General features: G+C 71.6%; 14 protein-coding genes and 1 pseudogene. 10 read left to right on the top strand and 5 right to left on the bottom strand.

What is annotated here, in order from left to right; translation table 11 throughout:
- Nucleotides 1-121: 121 nt before the first annotated feature.
- Nucleotides 122-3,979 carry an amino acid adenylation domain-containing protein gene (locus OG900_10690; protein WUH95701.1) on the bottom strand — a complete coding sequence of 1,286 codons (3,858 nt, stop codon included), beginning with the start codon at nucleotides 3,977-3,979 and terminating at the stop codon, nucleotides 122-124.
- A gap of 588 nt (nucleotides 3,980-4,567) precedes the next feature.
- Between OG900_10690 and OG900_10685 the strand changes: the two genes are divergently transcribed.
- Nucleotides 4,568-5,827 carry a DUF4192 domain-containing protein gene (locus OG900_10685; GenBank protein ID WUH90513.1) on the top strand — a complete coding sequence of 420 codons (1,260 nt, stop codon included), beginning with the start codon at nucleotides 4,568-4,570 and terminating at the stop codon, nucleotides 5,825-5,827.
- On the opposite strand, the gene OG900_10680 is transcribed toward OG900_10685, so the two are convergent.
- On the bottom strand, nucleotides 5,739-7,049 hold the full coding sequence (locus tag OG900_10680; GenBank protein WUH90512.1) for an alpha/beta hydrolase: 1,311 nt from the start codon (nucleotides 7,047-7,049) through the stop codon (nucleotides 5,739-5,741). The genes OG900_10685 and OG900_10680 overlap by 89 nt on opposite strands.
- Nucleotides 7,050-7,353: 304 nt before the next feature.
- Between OG900_10680 and OG900_10675 the strand changes: the two genes are divergently transcribed.
- The 5 genes from OG900_10675 to OG900_10655 all read left to right on the top strand — a co-directional run bounded on the left by OG900_10675 (nucleotide 7,354) and on the right by OG900_10655 (nucleotide 13,770).
- The gene (locus OG900_10675) at nucleotides 7,354-8,088 is read left to right on the top strand and encodes an NUDIX hydrolase (GenBank protein WUH90511.1); all 735 of its coding nucleotides are present in this window, start codon (nucleotides 7,354-7,356) and stop codon (nucleotides 8,086-8,088) included.
- Nucleotides 8,089-8,131: 43 nt separating this feature from the next.
- A complete protein-coding gene (locus OG900_10670; GenBank protein ID WUH90510.1) occupies nucleotides 8,132-9,895 on the top strand; it encodes an ATP-binding cassette domain-containing protein in 1,764 nt (587 codons plus the stop codon).
- A gap of 105 nt (nucleotides 9,896-10,000) precedes the next feature.
- Nucleotides 10,001-10,903 (top strand): FadR family transcriptional regulator, encoded by a 903-nt coding sequence (locus tag OG900_10665; GenBank protein ID WUH90509.1) that lies wholly within the window; start codon nucleotides 10,001-10,003, stop codon nucleotides 10,901-10,903.
- Nucleotides 10,904-11,157: 254 nt separating this feature from the next.
- Nucleotides 11,158-12,729: an RNA polymerase sigma factor gene (locus tag OG900_10660; GenBank protein WUH90508.1), complete on the top strand. Its 1,572-nt coding sequence runs from the start codon at nucleotides 11,158-11,160 to the stop codon at nucleotides 12,727-12,729.
- A gap of 237 nt (nucleotides 12,730-12,966) precedes the next feature.
- A complete protein-coding gene (locus OG900_10655; protein WUH90507.1) occupies nucleotides 12,967-13,770 on the top strand; it encodes a serine protease in 804 nt (267 codons plus the stop codon).
- Nucleotides 13,771-13,866: 96 nt separating this feature from the next.
- Here the strand turns inward: OG900_10655 and OG900_10650 are convergent, their stop codons facing one another.
- Complete coding sequence (locus OG900_10650) at nucleotides 13,867-14,097, bottom strand: hypothetical protein (GenBank protein WUH90506.1); 231 nt, start codon at nucleotides 14,095-14,097, stop codon at nucleotides 13,867-13,869.
- 425 nt (nucleotides 14,098-14,522) lie between these two features.
- On the opposite strand from OG900_10650, the gene OG900_10645 reads away from it, so the two are divergent.
- The 3 genes from OG900_10645 (at nucleotide 14,523) to OG900_10635 (ending at nucleotide 18,044) form a co-directional block, all read left to right on the top strand.
- Nucleotides 14,523-16,643, top strand: coding sequence for a type IIA DNA topoisomerase subunit B (locus tag OG900_10645; GenBank protein ID WUH90505.1), 2,121 nt, complete (start codon nucleotides 14,523-14,525; stop codon nucleotides 16,641-16,643).
- Between the two features lie 704 nt (nucleotides 16,644-17,347).
- Nucleotides 17,348-17,473 carry a hypothetical protein gene (locus tag OG900_10640; GenBank protein ID WUH90504.1) on the top strand — a complete coding sequence of 42 codons (126 nt, stop codon included), beginning with the start codon at nucleotides 17,348-17,350 and terminating at the stop codon, nucleotides 17,471-17,473.
- Nucleotides 17,474-17,654: 181 nt separating this feature from the next.
- Nucleotides 17,655-18,044 (top strand): hypothetical protein, encoded by a 390-nt coding sequence (locus OG900_10635; GenBank protein ID WUH90503.1) that lies wholly within the window; start codon nucleotides 17,655-17,657, stop codon nucleotides 18,042-18,044.
- A gap of 114 nt (nucleotides 18,045-18,158) precedes the next feature.
- On the opposite strand, the gene OG900_10630 is transcribed toward OG900_10635, so the two are convergent.
- Nucleotides 18,159-18,371, bottom strand: coding sequence for a hypothetical protein (locus OG900_10630; GenBank protein ID WUH90502.1), 213 nt, complete (start codon nucleotides 18,369-18,371; stop codon nucleotides 18,159-18,161).
- A 422-nt stretch (nucleotides 18,372-18,793) separates the two neighbouring features.
- Between OG900_10630 and OG900_10625 the strand changes: the two genes are divergently transcribed.
- A complete protein-coding gene (locus tag OG900_10625) occupies nucleotides 18,794-19,747 on the top strand; it encodes an IS481 family transposase (protein ID WUH90501.1) in 954 nt (317 codons plus the stop codon).
- Between the two features lie 19 nt (nucleotides 19,748-19,766).
- Here the strand turns inward: OG900_10625 and OG900_10620 are convergent.
- Nucleotides 19,767-20,294, bottom strand: a pseudogene (locus OG900_10620) (IS5 family transposase).
- Nucleotides 20,295-20,419 lie beyond the last annotated feature (125 nt).

Raw genomic sequence — 20,419 nt, 5'->3', positions numbered from 1 at the left:
CGCAGGACGGACCGCGTCGCGGAGAGCCGTGCCTCATCCTTCGCCGAGTCCGGGCCGTCAAACCCGAACCGTCAAACCCAAGCTGCAACTTCACCGGAACGGGCCACGTCCGGCCGCTCCGTCACGCCTCTTCCGTTCCCGGCTCCCCGTCGTGCCATGCCTCCGCGGGATTGCCCAGCCAGCGGCTGTCCGCCGGGATGGACTCGGCCCGCATCACCAGCGACGCGGGACCCAGTGTGCTGCGGGCCCCGATCTCGCTGCCCGGCAGCACGATGCCGCCCGGACCGAGGGTCGCTCCCGCACGGAGCACCACCGTATCCATCCGCATGATCCGGTCGTGGAACAGGTGGGTCTGGAGCACGCAGCCGCGGTTCACGCTCACCCCGTCCTCCAGGGTGACCAGGTCGGCCTCGGGCAGCCAGTAGCTCTCGCACCACACGCCCCGGCCGATCCTCGCGCCGAGACCGCGCAGCCACAGATTCATCACCGGCGTGCCCGGCACCGCCCCGACCAGCCACGGCACCGCCAGCACCTCCACAAAGGTGTCGGCCAGCTCGTTGCGCCATACGAAGCCGCTCCACAGCGGGCGCTCCACGGCCCGGAAGCGGCCGACCAGCAGCCACTTCGCGGCGATCGACACCACGGCAGCCACTCCGCCGGCGGCGAGCAGCACAGGACCGGACAGCAGCGCCATCGCCAGCGGCCCGGTCCGCGCCAGCACCGCGAGGACCAGCACGGCCAGCGCGGCGGAGGCCAGCACCGGCACCAGCCGGCAGACCTCGACCAGCCCGCGCGCCCACACCAGCCGCGCGGGCGGCTCGTACGTCAGGCTCTCGACGCCGTCGTCCGCGGTACGCGGCAGCCGCACCGGCGGCATGCCGAGGTAGGAACGGCCCTTCTTGGCCTTCTTCGGCGTGGCCGACAGCACACCCACCAGGCCGCGGTCCGGGACGGCACGCCCCGGCGCGGTCATGCCGGAATTGCCGAGGAAGGCGCGCTCGCCGATCTCGGCGGCGCCGATCCGCAGCCAGCCGCCGCCGAGCTGGTAGGGCGCGACCAGCACGTCGTCGGCGAGGAAGGCGCCATTGCCGACGGTGGTGAGGCTGGGGATCGCCAGCACCGTGGAGACCTCGGCCCCGCTGCCGACCTTCATGCCGAGCGCGCGCAGCCATACAGGGGTGATCAGGCCCGCGTAGAGCGGGAAGAGCATGTCGCGGGCCGCGTCCATCAGCTGGATCACCGTCCAGGACTGCCAGCCCACCCGGCTGTGCAGCGGGTGCCAGCCGGGGCGCAGGCCGAGGCTCAGCAGCCGTACGGCGGCCAGCAGCAGCGCCGCGTAGGCCAGGCCGAAGGCCAGGGTGGCGGGCACCAGTGCGACGAGCGCGCCGCGTACCGCGTCCGCCAGGCCGCTGTCGGTGGGCACCAGGGCGCCCGCGACGGCCAGGGCGGCCAGCCCTGCCACCAGCGGCAGCAGCGCGAGGCCCACACCGCTGGCGCCGTAAGCCGCCTCCCAGCGGGCCCGGCGGGCAGGGCGCTGCTTGGGCCAGCGCCGCTCGGCCCGGCCGACCTTGACCGCGGGCGCGCCCGCCCAGCGCTGGCCGGTGGGCACCTGGCCGGTGACGCTGGACCCGGCCGCGATCTGCGACCGCTTGCCGATCCTGGCACCGGGCAGCAATGTGCTGCGCGTACCGACCACTGCGCCGGAGCCGACCTTCACCGGGCCGACCTCCAGCCGGTCGCCGTCGAGCCAGTAGCCGCACAGGTCGACCTCGGCCTCCACCGCGCAGCCCTTGCCGAGCCTGAGCATGCCGGTGACGGGCGGCAGCGAGTGCAGGTCCACGTCGGCGGCGATACGGGCGCCGAGCGCACGGCCGTAGCGGATCAGCCAGGCGCCGGACAGGGAGGTCGCCCCGGTGGCCTCGGCCAGCCGCTCGGCTGCCCACAGCCGCAGGTGGACGCCGCCGCCACGCGGATAGCTGCCCGGCTTCAGTCCGAGCAGCAGCAGCCGCGCCCCGGCCGCGGCCAGCGCCAGCCTGCCGGGCGGGCTGAAGAGCAGCAGCGCGGCGGCCCCGACCAGCCACCAGGACGCGGTCGGCGCCCACGGGTAGTGGCCGGTACGGGCCAGGATGTCGCCCAGGGCCAGCAGCCCGGTCGTCCAGCGCAGTCCGGACAGCGCGTACAGCGGGAGCAGGGCGAGCAGCTGTACGGCCTTGGCGCGGGTCGGTACGGGCGCGATCTCCCTGGCCGGCCGGTCGTCGCGCACCGAGCGGTCGAGCATGCGCGCCAGCTTGCGCACGGTGGGCGCCTGGTAGACGTCGACCACGGCGACCGAGGGGAAGCGGGTCCGCAGCAGGGTGGTGAGCTGGGCGGCGGCGAGGCTGCTGCCGCCGACCGTGAAGAAGTCGTCGCGCGCCCCGAGCACCGGCACCCCGAGGACCTCGGTCCACTGCTCGGCCACCCACGCCTCGGTGCCGTGCAGCGGCTCCGCGGCCTCCTGGCCGGCGACCGGTGCCGCGGACTCCGGCAGCGGCCAGGGCAGCGCGGCGCGGTCCACCTTGCCGGACGTGCGGGTCGGCAGCGTGTCCACGGCCGCCAGCAGCGGCACCAAGGCGGCAGGGAGCTTCGCAGACAGCTCGGCCACGGCGGCGGCCCGGTCCCAGCCGTCACCGGCCACCACGTAGCCGACCAGCACCTGATTGCCGCGCCGGGTCGTGCGTACGGCGGCGGCGGCGCCCGCGACGCCGGGCAGCGCCTGGAGGGCGGCGTCCACCTCGCCCAGCTCGATCCGCCGGCCGCCGAGCTTGACCTGCTCGTCGGCCCGGCCGAGGAAGACCAGTCCTTCGGGCTCCGCCTTGACGAGGTCGCCGCTGCGGTAGGCGCGCTGCCAGCCGAGCGACTCCAGGGGCGCGTATTTCTCCGCGTCCTTGCCGGCGTCCAGATACCGGGCGAGGCCGACGCCGCCGATGATGAGGTGGCCGTTGCCGCCCATGGGCACGGGCTCGCCCGCCTCGTCCACCACGGCCAGCTCCCAGCCGTCCAGCGGCAGGCCGATGCGCACCGGCCCCTCGCCGGTCAGCAGCGCCGCGCAGGCGACGACGGTGGCCTCGGTCGGGCCGTAGGTGTTCCAGACCTCGCGCCCCTCGGTGACCAGGCGCTCGACCAGCTCGGGCGGGCATGCCTCTCCGCCGAAGATCAGCAGCCGCACCTCGTTGAGCGCCTCGGCCGGCCACAGCGCGGCGAGTGTCGGCACCGTGGACACCACGGTGATCTCCTGCTCGGTCAGCCAGGGGCCGAGATCGCTGCCGCCGCGCACCTGCGAGCGCGGCACCGGCACCAGGCAGGCGCCGCTGCGCCAGGCCAGCCACATCTCCTCGCACGACGCGTCGAACGCCACCGACAGGCTCGCCATCACGCGGTCGCCGGGACCGATCGGCTCGTCCGGCAGGAACAGCGCGGCCTCGGCGTCCACGAAGGCCGCCGCATTGCGGTGGGTGACGGCCACGCCCTTGGGGCGGCCGGTGGAGCCCGAGGTGAAGATGATCCAGGCGTCGTCGTCGGGGGAGGGGCGGCGGGCGGCGCCACGGCCGTCGCGCCGGCCGGTCACGGTCAGGCTGCGGCCGGCGCCCAGTACGGCCGCCACGGCCGCCTCGCCGAACACCAACTCCGCCCGCTCGTCGGGGTCCTCGGCGTCCACCGGCACATACGCGGCACCCGCCGCGAGCACGGCCAGGACGGACACGTAGAGGTCGTTGCTGCCCGAGGGCACCCGGACGCCCACCCGGTCGCCCGCGCCGATCCCGGCCGCCGCCAGCTTCCGCCGCAGCACGTCGACCTCGGCGGCCAGCGCCCGGTACGTCAGCGCGGCGCTGCCGTCGTCCAGCGCCGGCTCGTGCGGGTGGGCGAGGACGGTCGCGTCGAGCACGTCCACCAGCGTCCGCGGCCCGGCGGCCGGGCGCCCCGAGAAACGGGCGCCGGGCATGCCCGGCTGCTCGGCCGCGGCCGTGCCGGCGGGCTCGCCGATGGCGGCGGTGTCGGCGATGTGGGCGGCGTCGCCGACGGCACCGATGCCGCCGATCAGCAGCTCCACGTCCCGCAGCGGGTCGCTCTGCACCTTCAGATTCATGCGCTCCTCGTCCCTCGTCGCCCGTCCGGGGCCCTGCACCCGGCTCTGGGGCCGTGCGACGACCGCCCCTCCCGGGGCGCCGCAGTCGGTACCAAAGCAAGACAAGCCGGCCAATACTAAGTGGCCCGCCTTCGCGGCGCCTCCTGAGCGCCGCGGGCCCGCCGTCCGCATGCGGCCGCCCCGGGGCGTCGGCGCGCTCCCTCTGACCTGCGCGGGAAGCGGGTTCGCCGCCCATCCCACTGACGCCGCGCCAGCAGCCGGAAAGTGCCGCAACACACACCGCGGGGCGGCGGCAGGGCGCTCTGGAGGGGGTGTTGGCCCGTCGAGGCGACCGGCGGAGTGTCAACCCCGCTAACCGACCTGTGGATAACTCGGGATCCAGAGTTATCCACAGGTTTTGAGGGGGTCTGGCGGGAAGCGTTCCGCCTGCGGGATCCTCGGATCATGACACAGAGCAACCAGACTCAGCACGGAGAGTCATCATCGTCGGCGGGCGAGACGAAGGTCGTCCTGCACGGCCCTGCCGAACTCGCCGACGCCCTACCGTTTCTGATGGGATACCGACCTGACGACAGCGTCGTCCTCCTGGCCCTGCACGGCGAGCAGGGCCGCGTCGGCGGCAGGCTGCGGGTCGGGCTGGCCAACGACCCGCAGGACCAGGCGCAGTGGGCGGATCTCGCCCGTCAGCTCGCGGACTGCCTGGTGACCGGGAGTCTGCGGCGCGGCAGCCGTCCGTCGTCCGTCGTCGCCTTCCTCTGCCAGGATCCGCGCGCGGGCGAGCGGTCCTCCGAGGTGGTGGAGCGGCTGCGGCCGCTTGCCCAGCAACTGCGCATCGCCTGCGGTGAAATGGATGTTCCGGTGATCGAGGCGCTGTGCGTCTCGGGCGGCCGATGGTGGTCGTACTGCCGGCCGGAGTCCGACGGCGCCGCGCCCGCCGCGGAAGAGGGTGTGCCGCTCGCGGAGCCCGGCGGGTCCGCGATCGCCGCCGCGGCGGCGTACATCGGCATCCGGATGCCGATGTCGCTGCGCGACCTGGAGTCCCGGCTGCGGCCGGTCGAGCCGCGCGATCCCACCCACGAGACCGCGCTCGACCTGGCCTGCGCCCGACTCGTGCCGCGCATGCTCGACCGGAGCGCCGCCGCCGCGGTCACGGAGCGCACGGTCGAACTCGCGCGCGGCGCGCTGGACGCCTTCAGGACCGCGCCGCTGATCAGCGACCCGGCGCGGTCCGACAGCCGGGACGACGCGCTTCTCGGCCACGACGAGGCCGCGGAGATGATCCTCGGCTTTCAGGACAACGCGGCGCGCGACCGGGTCGTGGAGTGGTCGGACCCGGCCAGGGCCGGTGCGGCGATCCGGCTGTGGCGGGCGCTGGCCAGGCGCTGCGCGGGGCCTTACGCGGAGCACGCGGCCGCACTGCTCGCGCTGACCGGCTGGGTCGCCTGGTGCTCGGGCGACGAGGCGGAGGCGCGCGTCGCCCTGTGCGCGGCCCTCGACCTGGAACCGCACTGCACCTTCGCCCGCCTGCTGCAGCACGCGGTCGGGCAGGGACTGGACCCCGACATGGTCAGGCGCACGCTGCGGAGCGCCCGGCGCAGAAGGATCATGGAGGCGGCTACAGTTCGCCGCGGACCATCCGGACCAGCCGGTCGAGGACCTGGCCGCCGCTCACTCGGAGGCCGTCGTGCTCGTATTCGTCGGTGACCCAGGTCCGCAGGCCCCGGATCGCCCGCGCGGTTCGAAGCGAATCCGCCGTGTCGACGTACATGTCGTCGTGGTAGACGGCGGCCACGACGGGCACTTTGTTGTGCGCCAGCCGGTCCGGGTCGTAGAGGTCCGGCCACTCCTCGCGCTGCGCCAGAAGTTCGGCCGTCTCGCGCAGTGGTGCAAGCGCCGGGTCGGTCTCGAACATCCACGGGTGGATCGTCTCGCCGGTGAAGAGCACCGGACCCTCGCCGTCCAGCGCGATGTCCGCGTCGAAAGCGGGGAAATCGCGCCTGACGGTCTCGGCCGCCCACTGGGTCCCCCGGGCGGAGACGGACCTCTGACCGTAGGACGCCTCGTGCAGCACGGCGTAGAGCGGGCCGCCGGCGAAGGAGAGGTGTCCCTGTACCTGGGTGAGGAAGGAGTCGGACAGGACGCGTCCTGCGGGGCCGGTGACGAAGGCGTCCTCGACCAGGTAGTGCAGGACGTGCGACCCGGTGCCGGAGCCCAGCATCAGGCCGAGGGACTGGAAGGCGCGCGGGGTGAGCACACCGCCGCCGGGAAGCTCGGCCGGCTGGTCGCGCAGGTGGCGGACGATGTCCCTGACCGCCGCGACGTCCTCGGGGTAGCGGGCGTAGTGCGCCGTGTTCTTCCGCTCGATCCGCGGGTAGGCCGCTCGGTAGACGTCCTCGGGAGTCGTCCGCAGCCCCGGCAGGCCGCCGGTGATCAGCACCTCGCTGAGGGCATCGGGCGCGTAGGACAGGTAGTTGACGGCGCAGAAGCCGCCGAAGCTCTGGCCGAGCACGCTCCACGGCTCGTCCTCGCCGAGCAGCCGGCGCCGGACGGCCTCGCAGTCCCGCACGATCGCGTCGGCTCGGAAATGGGAGAGGTAAGCCGCCTGGGCCGCGGCGTCGCCGCGTACGGGCAGCGTCCGGCGGTTCGCCGGGGTGGACAGTCCCGTGCCGCGCTGGTCGAGCAGCAGCACGCGGTAGTCGTCCAGGGCGCGCTCCAGCCAGCCGTCCCTGCCCAGCGGACGCGGGCTGCGGTTGCCGGGGCCGCCCTGGAGGAACAGCAGCCACGGCAGCCGGTCGGAGGCCTTGCCCGCCGCCACCACCTCCCGCGCGAAGACCTCGATGTGCTCGCCGTCGGGCTCCTCGTGGTCGAGCGGCACCTGGACGCGGTGGTCGGTGACGACGGTGCCGGGCTGGCGGTGGACGGGCATGCTGCCTCTTCTCTGCGGCTCCGCGGAATCCCGGGGCGGCGCGGACGACGTCTTACGTTCAGGAACCGTAGACGGCCCGTGACCAGGGCGCGCGGCAGGCCGTTCCTCGGGAGTGCCGCACGCAGCGCGACCGCCGAACCCCTGGCGGCCGTACGCGGACGGGGGGCGCGGGCTTGTCGCGGATCCCGCGCCCGGCGGGCGGCTGCGCGCGGGCGGGACGAGGGAAGGGGGCGAGGGAGGGAAGTGATCGCGGAGAGGTGTCGAACCTGCTGATTATCGTCAAGCAGACGACTAAGATCGCGGCATGTCGCCCTACGACCCGTCGGCCTTTCCGCCCTTCGCCGTCACCGTCGACCTGGTCGTGCTCACCGTGCGGCACCACGCGCTCTGCGCGCTGTCGGTGCGGCGTGGCGAGCCTCCTTATCAGGGGAGATGGGCGCTGCCCGGCGGCTTCGTGCGGGCCGACGAGGACCTGTCGCAGGCCGCGGCGCGCGAGTTGGCCGAGGAGACCGGTCTGCGGGCGCAGAGCGGTGCCCATCTGGAGCAGCTCGCGACCTACGGCGATCCGCAGCGCGACCCGCGGATGCGGGTGGTGAGCGTCGCCCATCTGGTGCTCGCGCCCGATCTGCCCGCGCCGCGGGCCGGCGGGGACGCGCGCAGCGCGCGCTGGGCGCCGGTCGGCACCCTGCTCGCCGAGGGCGGCCAGGAGCACCCGGTGGACGCCGCGCCGCTGGCCTTCGACCACGCGCGGATCCTGTCGGACGGCGTGGAGCGGGCCAGGTCCAAGATCGAGTATTCGTCGCTGGCCACGGCCTTCTGCCCGCCCGAGTTCACCGTGGGGGAGCTGCGCCGGGTCTACGAGGCGGTGTGGGGCGTGGCGCTCGACCCGCGCAATTTCCACCGGAAGGTGACCGGCACGGTGGGCTTCCTGGTGCCGACCGGGGGGACGACGACACGTCAGGGCGGCCGCCCCGCACAGTTGTTCAGGGCGGGCGGGGCCACCCTGCTCAATCCCCCGATGCTGCGGCCCGAGGTGTAGTTCGCGGGGCGATTTACCCCATTTCCGGCGTTATGGTGCTGGGGTGATCCAGGCCATCGGATTGACCACCATGCCCCGTCGCAGCTCCCCGCCCGCTGTCGCCGACCTCACCTTCGACATCCGCCCGGGCGAGGTCACGGGCTTGCTCGGACCCGCGGGGTCGGGCAAGTCCACCGCCGTCCGCCTGCTGCTCGGCCTGCAGGCGGGCAGGGGCGCCACGCTCGTCGACGGCCGCCCGCTGCACGAACTGGCCAGGCCGGCCCGCGCGATCGGCGCGGTGCTCGGCGACGTCCCCGGGCACCCCCGCCGGACCGCGCGCGGACATCTGCGGATGCTCTGCGCCGCCCACGGACTGCGGGTCGCGCGCGCCGACGACCTGCTGGAGACCGTCGGCCTCGGCGCGGTGGCCGACCGGCGGCTCGGCACGTACTCGCTCGGCATGGACCGCAGGCTGGCCTTCGCCGTGGCGCTGCTGCCCGACCCGCACACGCTGGTCCTCGACGACCCGGCGCGTGACCTTCCGCCGCGCGAAGCCGCCTGGGTGCACGCGCTCGTACGCCGCCACGCGGCCGCCGGCGGCGCCGTACTGCTGACCGGCCGCGACCCCGGAGCACTGGCCAGGACCGCCGACCGGGTCGTCGCGCTCGCGGACGGCCGGGTCGTCGCCGACCAGCCCGCGGCGGTCTTCGCCGGCACCCGGCTGCGCCCGCACGTGGCCGTACGGTCGCCGTACGCCGAGCGGCTGGCCGGGCTGCTCGCCGAGGACGGCGCCGAGGTCGTCGCGACCAGCGGCAGCCGTATCGCGGTCTACGGCGCCACATCGGCGGCCGTCGGCGAGGTCGCCTACCGGCACGGCATCCTGCTGCACCAGCTCGCGGACGAGTCGGCGGCGGCCGGGCCCGAGGACGCCGACCGGGACGGGGACGACGAGGACGCCAAGCCGCGTCCCGCCCCCAGGAGCCGGCCCTCGCCGCTGCGGAGGCCCCACAGCCCGCTGCGCTACGAACTGCGCCGCTGCTTCGGGGTGCGCACCCCCTGGCCGACGGTCGCGGCGGCGCTGGTCGCCTCCGCGGTCGGCGCCCTGCTGCTGGCGCGTGCCGGAGCCGTACACGCCTCCCCGCTCCGGCTGCTGGCAGGCTGGCCCGCGGCGTTTCCGCTGCCCGCCGCGGCAGTCGGCGCCGGGGCGCTGGGCGCGCTGGCTTACGGGCAGGAATTCGCCTTCCCCGCGCTGACCGCCGGCTTCGGCCCCGAGCCCCGGGCGCCACGGCTGCTCACCGCCAAGCTCGCGGTCAGCGGCGCCCTCGCGCTGGTGCTCGCCGCGCTGGCCGCACTGGTGAACACCGCCGCGCTGCGGCTGGCCCTCGGGCCCGGCCACGCCCCGGACCCGATGGCGCTGTCGGCCACCACGGCGGGCTGGGCGGCGCTGGCCGTCGGATGCGCCTGGACCGGGGTGCTCGCGGCCTGCGCGTTCCGTACGACGGCGCTGGGCCTGTCCGCGGTCCTGTCGGTGCCGCTGCTGGTGGCACCGGGCGTACGAGCTCTGCTCGGTGGCCGGACGGGGCGGCAATTCCTCGACGCGGGCGGCGCGTTGTGGTCGGTGCTCAGCGGAGCCTCGCGCGCCGACGACCGCGCGGCGCTCGCGGCGCTGCATTCGGCCGCCCAACCGCTCTTCGTGGCGCTTGCATTGTCGCTGTCCGGCCTGGTCATCGTCTATCTGGCAGGCGCTTTGCGCGGTCGCAGGCGCGGCCGCAGGCCAACTCCCGTCCGCTCCGCGGGAGCTGTCGGGGTCGACGGCGAAGAGGGGTGATTCGTACCCATAAAACGTCAATTATCAGGTGATGAGCGCTCACCCTTTCGTGTGCTTTTCAGCAAAGCCCTCAAGGCCCGCATCGGCATCGCCGACAAAGGATGCGTGAGTACCCTTGCGCACACCATGATGACCGCGGCTCGATCCGCTGATTCCGGCATCGCCGGCCCGGGCGAGCTGGACCGCTACTCGTATGCCGACGCCTCCGGCGGCGACCGCCCAGGACTCGGTTCCTGGGACGGCATGGACCCGGACATGAGCCGGGTCGGCCGCCGCGCCGGAGGCAGCCGCGGCCGGGGACTGCACGGCCAACTCGTCCAGCAGCTCGGACAGATGATCGTCTCCGGCGACCTGGGCGCCGACCGCCCGCTGGTCCCCGAGGAGATCGGCCAGCGCTTCGAGGTCTCCCGCACCGTGGTGCGCGAGTCCCTGCGGGTGCTTGAGGCCAAGGGCCTGGTCAGCGCCCGGCCCAACGTCGGCACCCGGGTCCGGCCGGTCAGCGACTGGAATCTGCTCGACCCCGACATCATCGAATGGCGGGCCTTCGGGCCGCAGCGCGACGAGCAGCGCCGCGAACTGCTCGAGCTGCGCTGGACCATCGAACCGCTCGCCGCCCGGCTCGCCGCCGGCCACGGCCGCGAGGACGTGCAGCAGCGGCTCGCCGACATGGCCGAGATCATGGCCCACGCCGCCGCCCAGGGTGACGCGCTCACCTTCTCGCGCGCCGATGTGGAATTCCACGCCCTGCTGCTCCAGGTCGCGGGCAACCGCATGCTGGAGCACCTGTCCGGCATCGTGTCGTCGGCACTGCACGTCTCCGGCGGCCCGGTCACCGGCTGTGAGCGGCCCGGCGACACCTCGGTCGGCCTGCACCACCGCATCGTCGAAGCGCTCGCCGCGGGCGACGGCGGCACCGCGGAGGCCGCGATGCGCCAGCTGCTCGCCGTAACCTCGGATCAGGCGGCCGCTCCCGCCGACCATGTCGTCCCCGCTCCCCGCGAGCACTGACCGCCCCGCCCGGCCGTCGCGGACCCCGTAGTCAGGGGCCTGCGGCGGCCCCGTGCGTGTCACATGTCCGACTTTGCCGCTGATCTGCACAATTTGGGGTGTGACTCGGGCCACGTAAGCTGGGCGTAACGCCAGACGAGGCAGTGCGATGACTTAAGAGGTGGCGGCCGTACGAGGAATATTCAGCATCGAGCTTGACGCTGAGTCGCTCTGCGGTTCCACCGAGTCGTTCCCATCGTTCCGAGAGGTTGTTCGTGTCGGCCAGCACATCCCGTACGCTCCCGTCCGAGATCGCCGAGTCTGAGTCTCTGATGGCGCTCATCGAGCAGGGTAAGGCCCAGGGGCAGATCGCAGGCGACGATGTGCGTCGGGCGTTCGAAGCGGACCAGATTCCGGCAACCCAGTGGAAGAACGTTCTGCGCAGCCTCAACCAGGTCCTCGACGAGGAGGGTGTGACGCTGATGGTGAGTGCCGCTGAGGCGCCCAAGCGCACCCGTAAGAGCGTCGCAGCCAAGAGCCCGGCGAAGCGTACTGCCACCAAGACGGTCGCCACCAAGGCGGCCCCTGTCAAGAAGACCGTAGCGCCCAAGGCTCCCGCTCCCGAGGCGGTGGCCGGGGCCGAGACCACGGTGGAGCCATCGGTGGAGGCGGAAAACCCAGCAGCCAAGAAGGCGCCTGCCAAGAAGGTCGCCGCCAAGAAGACGGCCGCAAAGAAGGCCCCCGCGAAGAAGGTGGCGGCCAAGAAGACCGCTTCTTCTCCCGGCGAGGACGAAGCGGTCGAGGCGGAGGAGTCGATCGAGGACGCCGCTCCCGGCAAGGCCGGCGAGGAGGAGACCGAGAAGACGGAGTCCGAGAGCTTCGTGCTCTCCGACGACGACGAGGACGACGCGCCCGCACAGCAGGTCGCGGTCGCCGGCGCCACCGCCGACCCGGTCAAGGACTACCTCAAGCAGATCGGCAAGGTCCCGCTGCTCAATGCCGAGCAGGAGGTGGAGCTGGCCAAGCGCATCGAGGCCGGCCTCTTCGCCGAGGACAAGCTGGCGGCGGCCGACAAGCTCGCCCCCAAGCTCAAGCGCGAGCTGGAGATCATCGCCGAGGACGGCCGCTGGGCCAAGAACCACCTGCTGGAGGCCAACCTCCGGCTGGTCGTCTCGCTGGCCAAGCGCTACACCGGCCGCGGCATGCTCTTCCTGGACCTGATCCAGGAAGGCAACCTGGGCCTGATCCGTGCGGTCGAGAAGTTCGACTACACCAAGGGCTTCAAGTTCTCCACGTACGCCACATGGTGGATCCGCCAGGCGATCACCCGCGCGATGGCCGACCAGGCCCGCACCATCCGTATTCCGGTGCACATGGTCGAGGTCATCAACAAGCTCGCCAGGGTGCAGCGCCAGATGCTCCAGGACCTGGGCCGCGAGCCCACCCCGGAGGAGCTGGCCAAGGAACTGGACATGACCCCGGAGAAGGTCATCGAGGTCCAGAAGTACGGCCGCGAGCCGATCTCGCTGCACACCCCGCTCGGTGAGGACGGCGACAGCGAGTTCGGTGACCTCATCGAGGACTCCGAGGCGGTCGTGCCCGCGGACGCGGTCAGCTTCACGCTTCTGCAGGAGCAGCTGCACTCGGTGCTCGACACCCTTTCCGAGCGCGAGGCGGGCGTGGTCTCCATGCGCTTCGGCCTGACCGACGGGCAGCCCAAGACGCTGGACGAGATCGGCAAGGTCTACGGCGTCACGCGGGAGCGGATCCGGCAGATCGAGTCCAAGACGATGTCCAAGCTGCGGCACCCGTCGCGCTCGCAGGTGCTGCGCGACTACCTGGACTGATCGTCACCGCTCCACCGCTCGTCACTCATCCGCCGCCCTGCTCGACAGCAGGGCGGCGGATCTCTGCTTCTCGGCTCTGCTCCGTCTTCAGCGCGCTTCTCTGCGGATGCGGCCCTCTGCCCGATCGATGACTCTGGGTATTCAGTGTTATTCACAGGGTCAGGAGGCCGTATGCACGTCCCATTCCCCGCCCGCTTGCGCCGTCGTGCCGTGGGCGGCCGCCGTGCAGTGATAGCCGTGGCGGCACTGCTGCCGGCGCTTGCCGTTCCCTTGGCGGCGCCCGCGGCTCCGGCCGCCGCGAACGGAGTGGTGGTCGGCGGTGCGCCGACCAGCACGGACAGCGACCCGTGGGTGGTGGCGCTCGCCAGCCGGGAGCGTTTCGGCTCCAGCCGGTCGGGGCAGTTCTGCGGCGGTGTCGCGGTCGGGCCGCGTACGGTCGTCACCGCCGCACATTGCTTCGGTCAGGAGGCACTCGGCACCACGGACTGGCGGAGTCTGCCCGATCTTCGCGTCATCGTCGGGCGTACGGACCTCAGCGGGACAGCGGGGCAGGAGCTGGCGCTGTCCGACGTGTGGGTCAACCCGGCCTTCGACGCCACGACCAATGCCGGCGACGTAGCGGTGATCACGCTGTCGCAGGCGCTACCGGGCGGCGCCGTCATCCCGATGGCCGGACCCGGCGACACCGCCTCCTATACGGCGGGGACCCCGGCGCAGGTATACGGCTGGGGCGATACGACGGGGGAGGGCACGTATCCGCAGTCCCTGCGGACGGCGACGGTCGACGTCCTGGCGGACTCGGTGTGCGAGAAGGCGTATCCGGGCAATGTCGACGGTACGTATCTGCGCGCATCCATGGTGTGCGCGGGGGTCACCGGCGGGGGTAAGGACGCCTGTCAGGGCGACAGCGGGGGCCCGCTGGTCGCGGGCGGCCGGCTGATCGGCCTGGTGTCTTGGGGGACGGGCTGCGCTGAGGCAGCCTATCCCGGGGTGTACACGCGCGTTTCCGCGGTGTCGGAGCTGGTTTCCCAGCACATGTGACGGAGGGCTTGTGAGGCCCGCGGGATGCCTGCGGGCGGACACCCCCTCATGGGGTCCGTCCGCCCGCAGGTCCGAGCTGGTCGCTGGTGCGACGTGTCAGCGCTCGTCTTCTCCCGCCGACGCCGGGGGGTCGGTAAGCCGTCCGGTCTCGTCCTGTATTTCCGCAGCGATCTTCTTGAGTTCCGGCTCGAACTTGCGTCCGTGGTGTGCGCAGAAGAGCAGCTCACTGCCACTGGTGAGCACGACACGCAGGTAGGCCTGAGCGCCGCAACGGTCACAGCGGTCTGCCGCTGTCAGCGGACTCGCGGGGGTCAGAACAGTAGTCACGTCGCCTCTTCTCTAGCTCGACGAGCTGTCGTACCAGGGTCAACATCCAACCAGGCCGAAAACGTTCCCGCTGACGACTTTTCCTCGAAAACGGGCCTCGGGGTGACTGGGTGTGACCGATTGGCGGCGAATAAGAGTTTTTACGTCAGATGTCACTTGTAGGGCTTTTGGTGCGCTTGTCCACGCTTGGCCCCGGCCGGCTTGCCGGGGTGTTGCTGAGGACGTGCCCGGAGCCTAAATGGTTCATGCCTCTTTGGGAACGTGACATGTGTATCACTCGCGCGAGTGATCGAACGGATGCTCGAAAACGACTAGGATGAACACCTGGATACCGGGTGGCGGCGTGGCCGCCCTCGCCGACCTCGGTACCCTCTCACCGATACGGCTGAAGACCTTCAGGCCATCCAGATCGAGGAGTTGTCCGCGTGACCGCCGAAACATCCGTGCCGTCCTCCGCGCTGCTGACGGGCGCAGATCGCGACGGCTCCAATTACACAGCGCGGCACCTGCTCGTTCTCGAAGGACTCGAAGCGGTCCGCAAGCGGCCCGGCATGTACATCGGCTCAACCGACAGCCGCGGTCTGATGCACTGCGTCTGGGAGATCATCGACAACTCCGTGGACGAGGCGCTGGGCGGCCACTGCGACCGCATCGAGGTGATCCTCCACGAGGACGCCTCCATTGAGGTCAGGGACAACGGCCGGGGCATCCCGGTGGACGTCGAGCCCAAGACCGGCCTGTCCGGCGTCGAGGTCGTCATGACCAAGCTGCACGCCGGCGGCAAGTTCGGCGGCGGCTCGTACGCGGCCTCCGGCGGCCTGCACGGCGTCGGCGCCTCGGTGGTCAACGCGCTGTCGGCCCGCCTCGACGTCGAGGTCGACAGGAGCGGCCACACGCACGCCATCAGCTTCCGCCGCGGGGTGCCCGGCGCATTCAGCGGAGCGGGCGAAGGGGCGCGCTTCGAGCCCGCCAGCGGTGTCACCAGGACCAAGAAGGTCCCCCGCACCCGCACCGGCACCCGGGTGCGCTACTGGGCGGACCGACAGATCTTCCTCAAGGACGCCAAGCTCTCGCTGGAGAATTTGCACCAGCGCGCCCGGCAGACCGCCTTCCTGGTCCCCGGCCTGACCATCGTGGTGCGCGACGAGCGCGGCATCGAGTCGGACAAGCCGGTCGAGGAGACCTTCCACTTCGACGGCGGCATCAGCGAGTTCTGCGAGTTCCTGGCCCCCGACAAGCCGATCTGCGACGTCCTGCGCCTCACCGGCAGCGGCACCTTCAAGGAGACCGTCCCGGTCCTCGACGACCGCGGCCACATGACACCGACCGAGGTCACCCGGGAGCTGGGCGTCGACATCGCGCTGCGCTGGGGCACCGGATACGACACCACCGCCAGGTCGTTCGTCAACATCATCGCCACGCCCAAGGGCGGCACCCACGTGACCGGCTTCGAGCGCTCCGTCACCAAGACGATGAACGAAGCACTGCGCGCGGCGAAGCTGCTGCGGGTCGCCGAGGACGACGTCGTCAAGGACGACGCCATGGAGGGCCTCACGGCCGTCGTCACCGTACGGCTCGCCGAGCCGCAGTTCGAGGGCCAGACCAAGGAGGTGCTCGGCACCTCGGCCGCCAACCGGATCGTCTCGGCCGTGGTCGCCAAGGAGCTGAAGGAATTCCTGACCTCCACCAAGCGGGACGCCAAGGCCCAGGCCCGCGCGGTGCTGGAGAAGGCCGTAGCCGCCGCCAGGACCCGGATCGCGGCCCGCCAGCACAAGGAGGCCCAGCGCAGGAAGACCGCGCTGGAGACCTCCTCGCTGCCCGCCAAGCTCGCCGACTGCCGCAGCGACGACGTGGACCGCAGCGAGCTGTTCATCGTCGAGGGCGACTCGGCCCTCGGCACCGCGAAGCTGGCCCGCAACTCCGAATTCCAGGCCCTGCTGCCGATCCGCGGCAAGATCCTCAACACCCAGAAGTCGTCGGTCTCCGACATGCTCAAGAACGCCGAGTGCGGCGCGATCATCCAGGTGATAGGGGCCGGCTCAGGGCGCACCTTCGACATCGACCAGGCGCGCTACGGCAAGGTGATCTTCCTGGCTGACGCCGACGTCGACGGCGCCCACATCCGCTGCCTCCTGCTGACCCTCTTCCAGCGCTACATGCGCCCGATGGTCGAAGAGGGCCGCGTCTTCTCGGCGGTTCCCCCCCTGCACCGCATCGAACTCGTCCAGCCCAAGAAGGGCCAGGACAAATACATCTACACCTACTCCGACAGCGAACTGCGCCAGACCCTCCACGACCTCCAGCGCCGCAACGTCCGCTACAAGGACGGCATCCAGCGCTACAAGGGCCTCGGCGAAATGGACGCCAACCAGCTGGCCGAAACCACGATGGACCCCCGCCACCGGACCCTGCGCCGCATCAACATCAGCGACATCGAGGCCGCGGAGCAGGCGTTCGACCTCCTGATGGGCAACGAGGTGGCGCCCCGCAAGGAGTTCATCACCAACTCGGCCTCCACCCTGGACCGGGCGCGGATCGACGTGTGAGGCACGGCGGAGCAGAGGGCGGGCGCAGGGTTCCCTCCCCCGTCCAGGCGGTCCGCGTAGGCCTCGTCGAAGGGAGCCTGGGGTCCGCTCGTCGAAGTCGGGTCACAGGTGGGTACGGGTGTTGGCCGTCGTGGCCGCGTTGGCGTGGCCGAGGTGCTCGGAGAGTCTGAAACGCCCTGCTGGTCGCGCTCCACGTGCACCATGACTTTCGTGCGGTTGGCGTCGACCCGTGGAAGGCGACGACGCCCGGCGCTGCGCTTCGCCTGCGGCGGTCGTTGCGGTGACCCGCTCGTCGGATATCTGCGCGTCGAAGTCGCGCTTGACCCCATCACTCAAGTCGCCCGATGGCTGGGGGTGTGGCGCGCTACTCGATGCGCCCGACGCCGTCCATGAACTGCGGGGGCTCTTCGAAACTGGGCCACTGGTCGTCCGCCACGCACACACGCAGGCACCTGGACCTCGACCGGTTCGTCCATGGTGTGCATCAAATTCGTGTTGCAACCAAAGCGCCTGAATTCGCGAATACTGAGCACTCGGCGCCCCGAACCTGGGCGTTCGTCGCGTGTCGGTTGGCGATCATCGCCTGGCCCTGACCGCAGGGCCGGACCTGGGAGACCAGGGATCATGACCGACCGTCGACCGCTCTCGCTGCCCGCCTTCTCCGAGCCCGCTTCGTACCCGCCCAGGCGGGTGGGCGCCAGCTGATGCTGGTCGAGCAGGGCGCCACCTTCCGCCAGCCGCCCGGCGAGACCGAGCCCGCACCCGCCCCGGCCCGACGTCCGCTCGCCCCCGGCGGCCTCACCTTCTCAGACCCGGACCGACATATCTGAGCGCTACCACCACGGGTTGCGCCACGTCCAGGACCAGCTCACGACCCAGCCCCACCGCCCGGTGTGCCAGCGCCTCCACCTGGACAGTGGTCGTAGCCGGCCCGGCTCCCGCCTCGGATACCGTGTTCCTCTACGGGGTGCCATAACGGATGTGACGCCCCCCACCGGAGGTAGTCAGCGTATGAGTTCAAAGCGCAGCAAGAATCCAGCCCTGCCCGTACTTGACGACGCATTCCGACTCGCGTCGGTCAAGGACGCCGAAGAGTCCGCCCGTGACTTGGCCGCGCGGCTGGCCACCACCGAGCTGCGCCGCGTTTCCCACCCGGGCCGGGTCACCTGGGAGCCCACCGATCAGGCCGAGCCCGTACCGGTCCCGCCGACTGTGGTCGACGGTGACGGGGACCTGTGGCTGCGGGACCGGGGCACTGGCACCTGGACCATGCCCGAGTTCAACCCGAAGGAGTTCCCGGCCCGCTGTGGCGAGGTTCTGACGTGGAACCAGCTTGCCCGCGAGTTCGGCCCGCTGACCGCACTGGCCGACGACCGCCGCATCGGCGGCGGCCGGCGCTGACCGCGCAGCCTTCTGGGATGACCGCGCCCCTGAAGCGCCCGTTACGGGTAGCTGGGAGCTCCAGCTCACCGCCGAGGTCGACGATGGCGGCGAGCAGGTGAGCGTGGTGGTCGGTCACGATGTCTCCATGTTGCAGCCGGATACGTCGTCGCTGTCCGTGAGGTCGGGGTGGAAGAAGCGGGTGTAGCGGAGGCCGGTCTCCGGAGTGATGTTGAACACCGCGCATCGGTGCTGCGGGTCAGCGCCGGTGACGGCGGCCTCTTCGAGGATTCCGTCCTCGCGAAGTTGCTGGGCGGTGACCGGGAGGCCGCGCAGCAGAGGCTGCATCCAGCCGGTTGTGACCGGGGCCCGGGTGTGCGCGGTCTGCGAGCTGCCTCGCAGGTGCGACCGAGGCTGGCGAAGGCCGCATCATGCGCCGCGTTGGGTGGCGCCTGTCCCCACCAAGGACACGGGGTTCAGGCGATCAGCGCCTCGCGGATCTGCCGCTGCGTCACCTTGTGCCGTGCACGAACGGAGAGCCGCTCCAGTTCGGGGTGGCCCGTCGCTGAGGGACGCGGGCCAGGGCTCGTACGGCAGTGCCGGTCAGTGGGGTTCGCAAGGGGGGACCCTCGACGAGGGCGCCTAGGTGTACTGACCCGGGAGGTTGTGGAGGAGTGATGCCGGTCTCGGCTGTGGGATCTTGCAGTGGGTGAGGGCCTTCTGGCCTGGTGTGGATTGCGACATCTGCACCGGCGACCAGAAAGGCCCTCGTGCCTCACCGTAATGCACCTCTGACCGAGACCGGCCGTCTCCGCCTTGCCCGCTGCGTCGTGGACGATGGCTGGCCGCTTCGGCGGGCGGCCGAACGCTTCCAGGTCTCACCGACCACGGCCCAGCGATGGGCGGGCCGCTACCGGCAGTACGGCGAGGCGGGCATGAGCGACCGCTCCTCCCGGCCACAGCACAGCCCTCACCGGACCCCGTCCCGCACCGAGCGGCGGATCATCAAGGTCCGTGTCCTGCGCCGGTGGGGACCGGCCCGCATCGCAGGCCTGCTGGGCCTGAACCCCTCCACGGTCCACAGGGTCCTGACCCGCTTCGGCCTGGCCCGCCTGACGCACCTGGACCGCGCTACCGGCCGCGTCATCCGCCGCTACGAACGCGACCGCCCCGGCGAACTCGTCCACGTCGACATCAAAAAACTCGGCAACATCCCCGACGGCGGCGGCCACAAGGTCCTCGGCCGCCAGGCAGGCCGCAAAACCCGCTCCGGCGCCGGCTACAGCTACATCCACACCGCCGTCGACGACCACTCCCGCCTCGCCTACAGCGAGATCCACGCCGACGAGAAGAAGGAGACCGCCACCGGCTTCTGGACCCGCGCCCAGGACTACTTCTCCTCGGCCGGCATCACCGTCGAACGCGTCCTGACCGACAACGGCTCCTGCTACCGCTCCCGCCTATGGCGCGACAGCCTCACAGCGGCCGGAATCACACACAAACGAACCCGGCCCTACCGGCCGCAGACCAACGGCAAAGTCGAACGCCTCAACCGCACCGTGCTCGACGAATGGGCCTACGCACGGCCCTACCGCAGCGAACAAGAACGACGCGACGCCTACCCGCAATGGCTCCACACCTACAATCACCACCGCGGACACACCGCCCTTGGCGGCCAACCACCAGCCACCCGCGTCCCCAACCTCACAGGTCAGTACAGCTAGGGCGCGTATCGAGTCGTGATCAATGGGTGGTCCGGGTGAGGTCTTTGATCCAGATGATCGAGGCGCGCAGGTGAAGACCGGCGAGGTAGCTGTCCGGGGTCTTGTCGTACCGAGTGGCGATGCCTCGCCAGGCCTTGAGCTTGTCGATCAGACGCTCGACAGCGTTGCGCTCCTTGGACAGGTTGGCGTCGAGGCTGACGGGCCGACCACCACGGGAGCCCTTCTTCTTCCGGTTGGCGGCCTGGTCCTTCTTCTCCGGGATAACGGCCTTAATGTGGCGTTTGCGCAGCTGGGCCCGGTTACCGCGGGACGAGTAGGCCTTATCCCCGGCGACAGCGCCCGGCCGGGTGCGGGCCCGCGGACCCGTACCTTCTTGAGCACGGGGATGAACTGCGGGCTGTCCGCGGCCTGACCTGCGGTCAGGACGAACACCAGGGGGCGGCATTTCCGGTCGGCGACGAGGTGGACCTTGCTGGTCTGCCCGCCCCTGGAGCGTCCGAGCGGCCTTCAGGCGGAGTTTCTGCCGCCGTCGGACGCGTCGCCGCTCTTCGCGCTCGGATCCCCGTGTGAGCACTGCCCACGGAGAACGCGCCCCCGGGGTCTTGAACGGCCCTCGGAGAGAGGTGGGGTGCCGGCCGCCAGGAACAGGAACGGCGAGCCAGGGCCTGGGGT

Source organism: Streptomyces sp. NBC_00433, assembly GCA_036015235.1.
In the GTDB taxonomy this organism is placed as follows: domain Bacteria; phylum Actinomycetota; class Actinomycetes; order Streptomycetales; family Streptomycetaceae; genus Actinacidiphila.
This window is presented reverse-complemented; position numbering and strand designations above follow the sequence as displayed.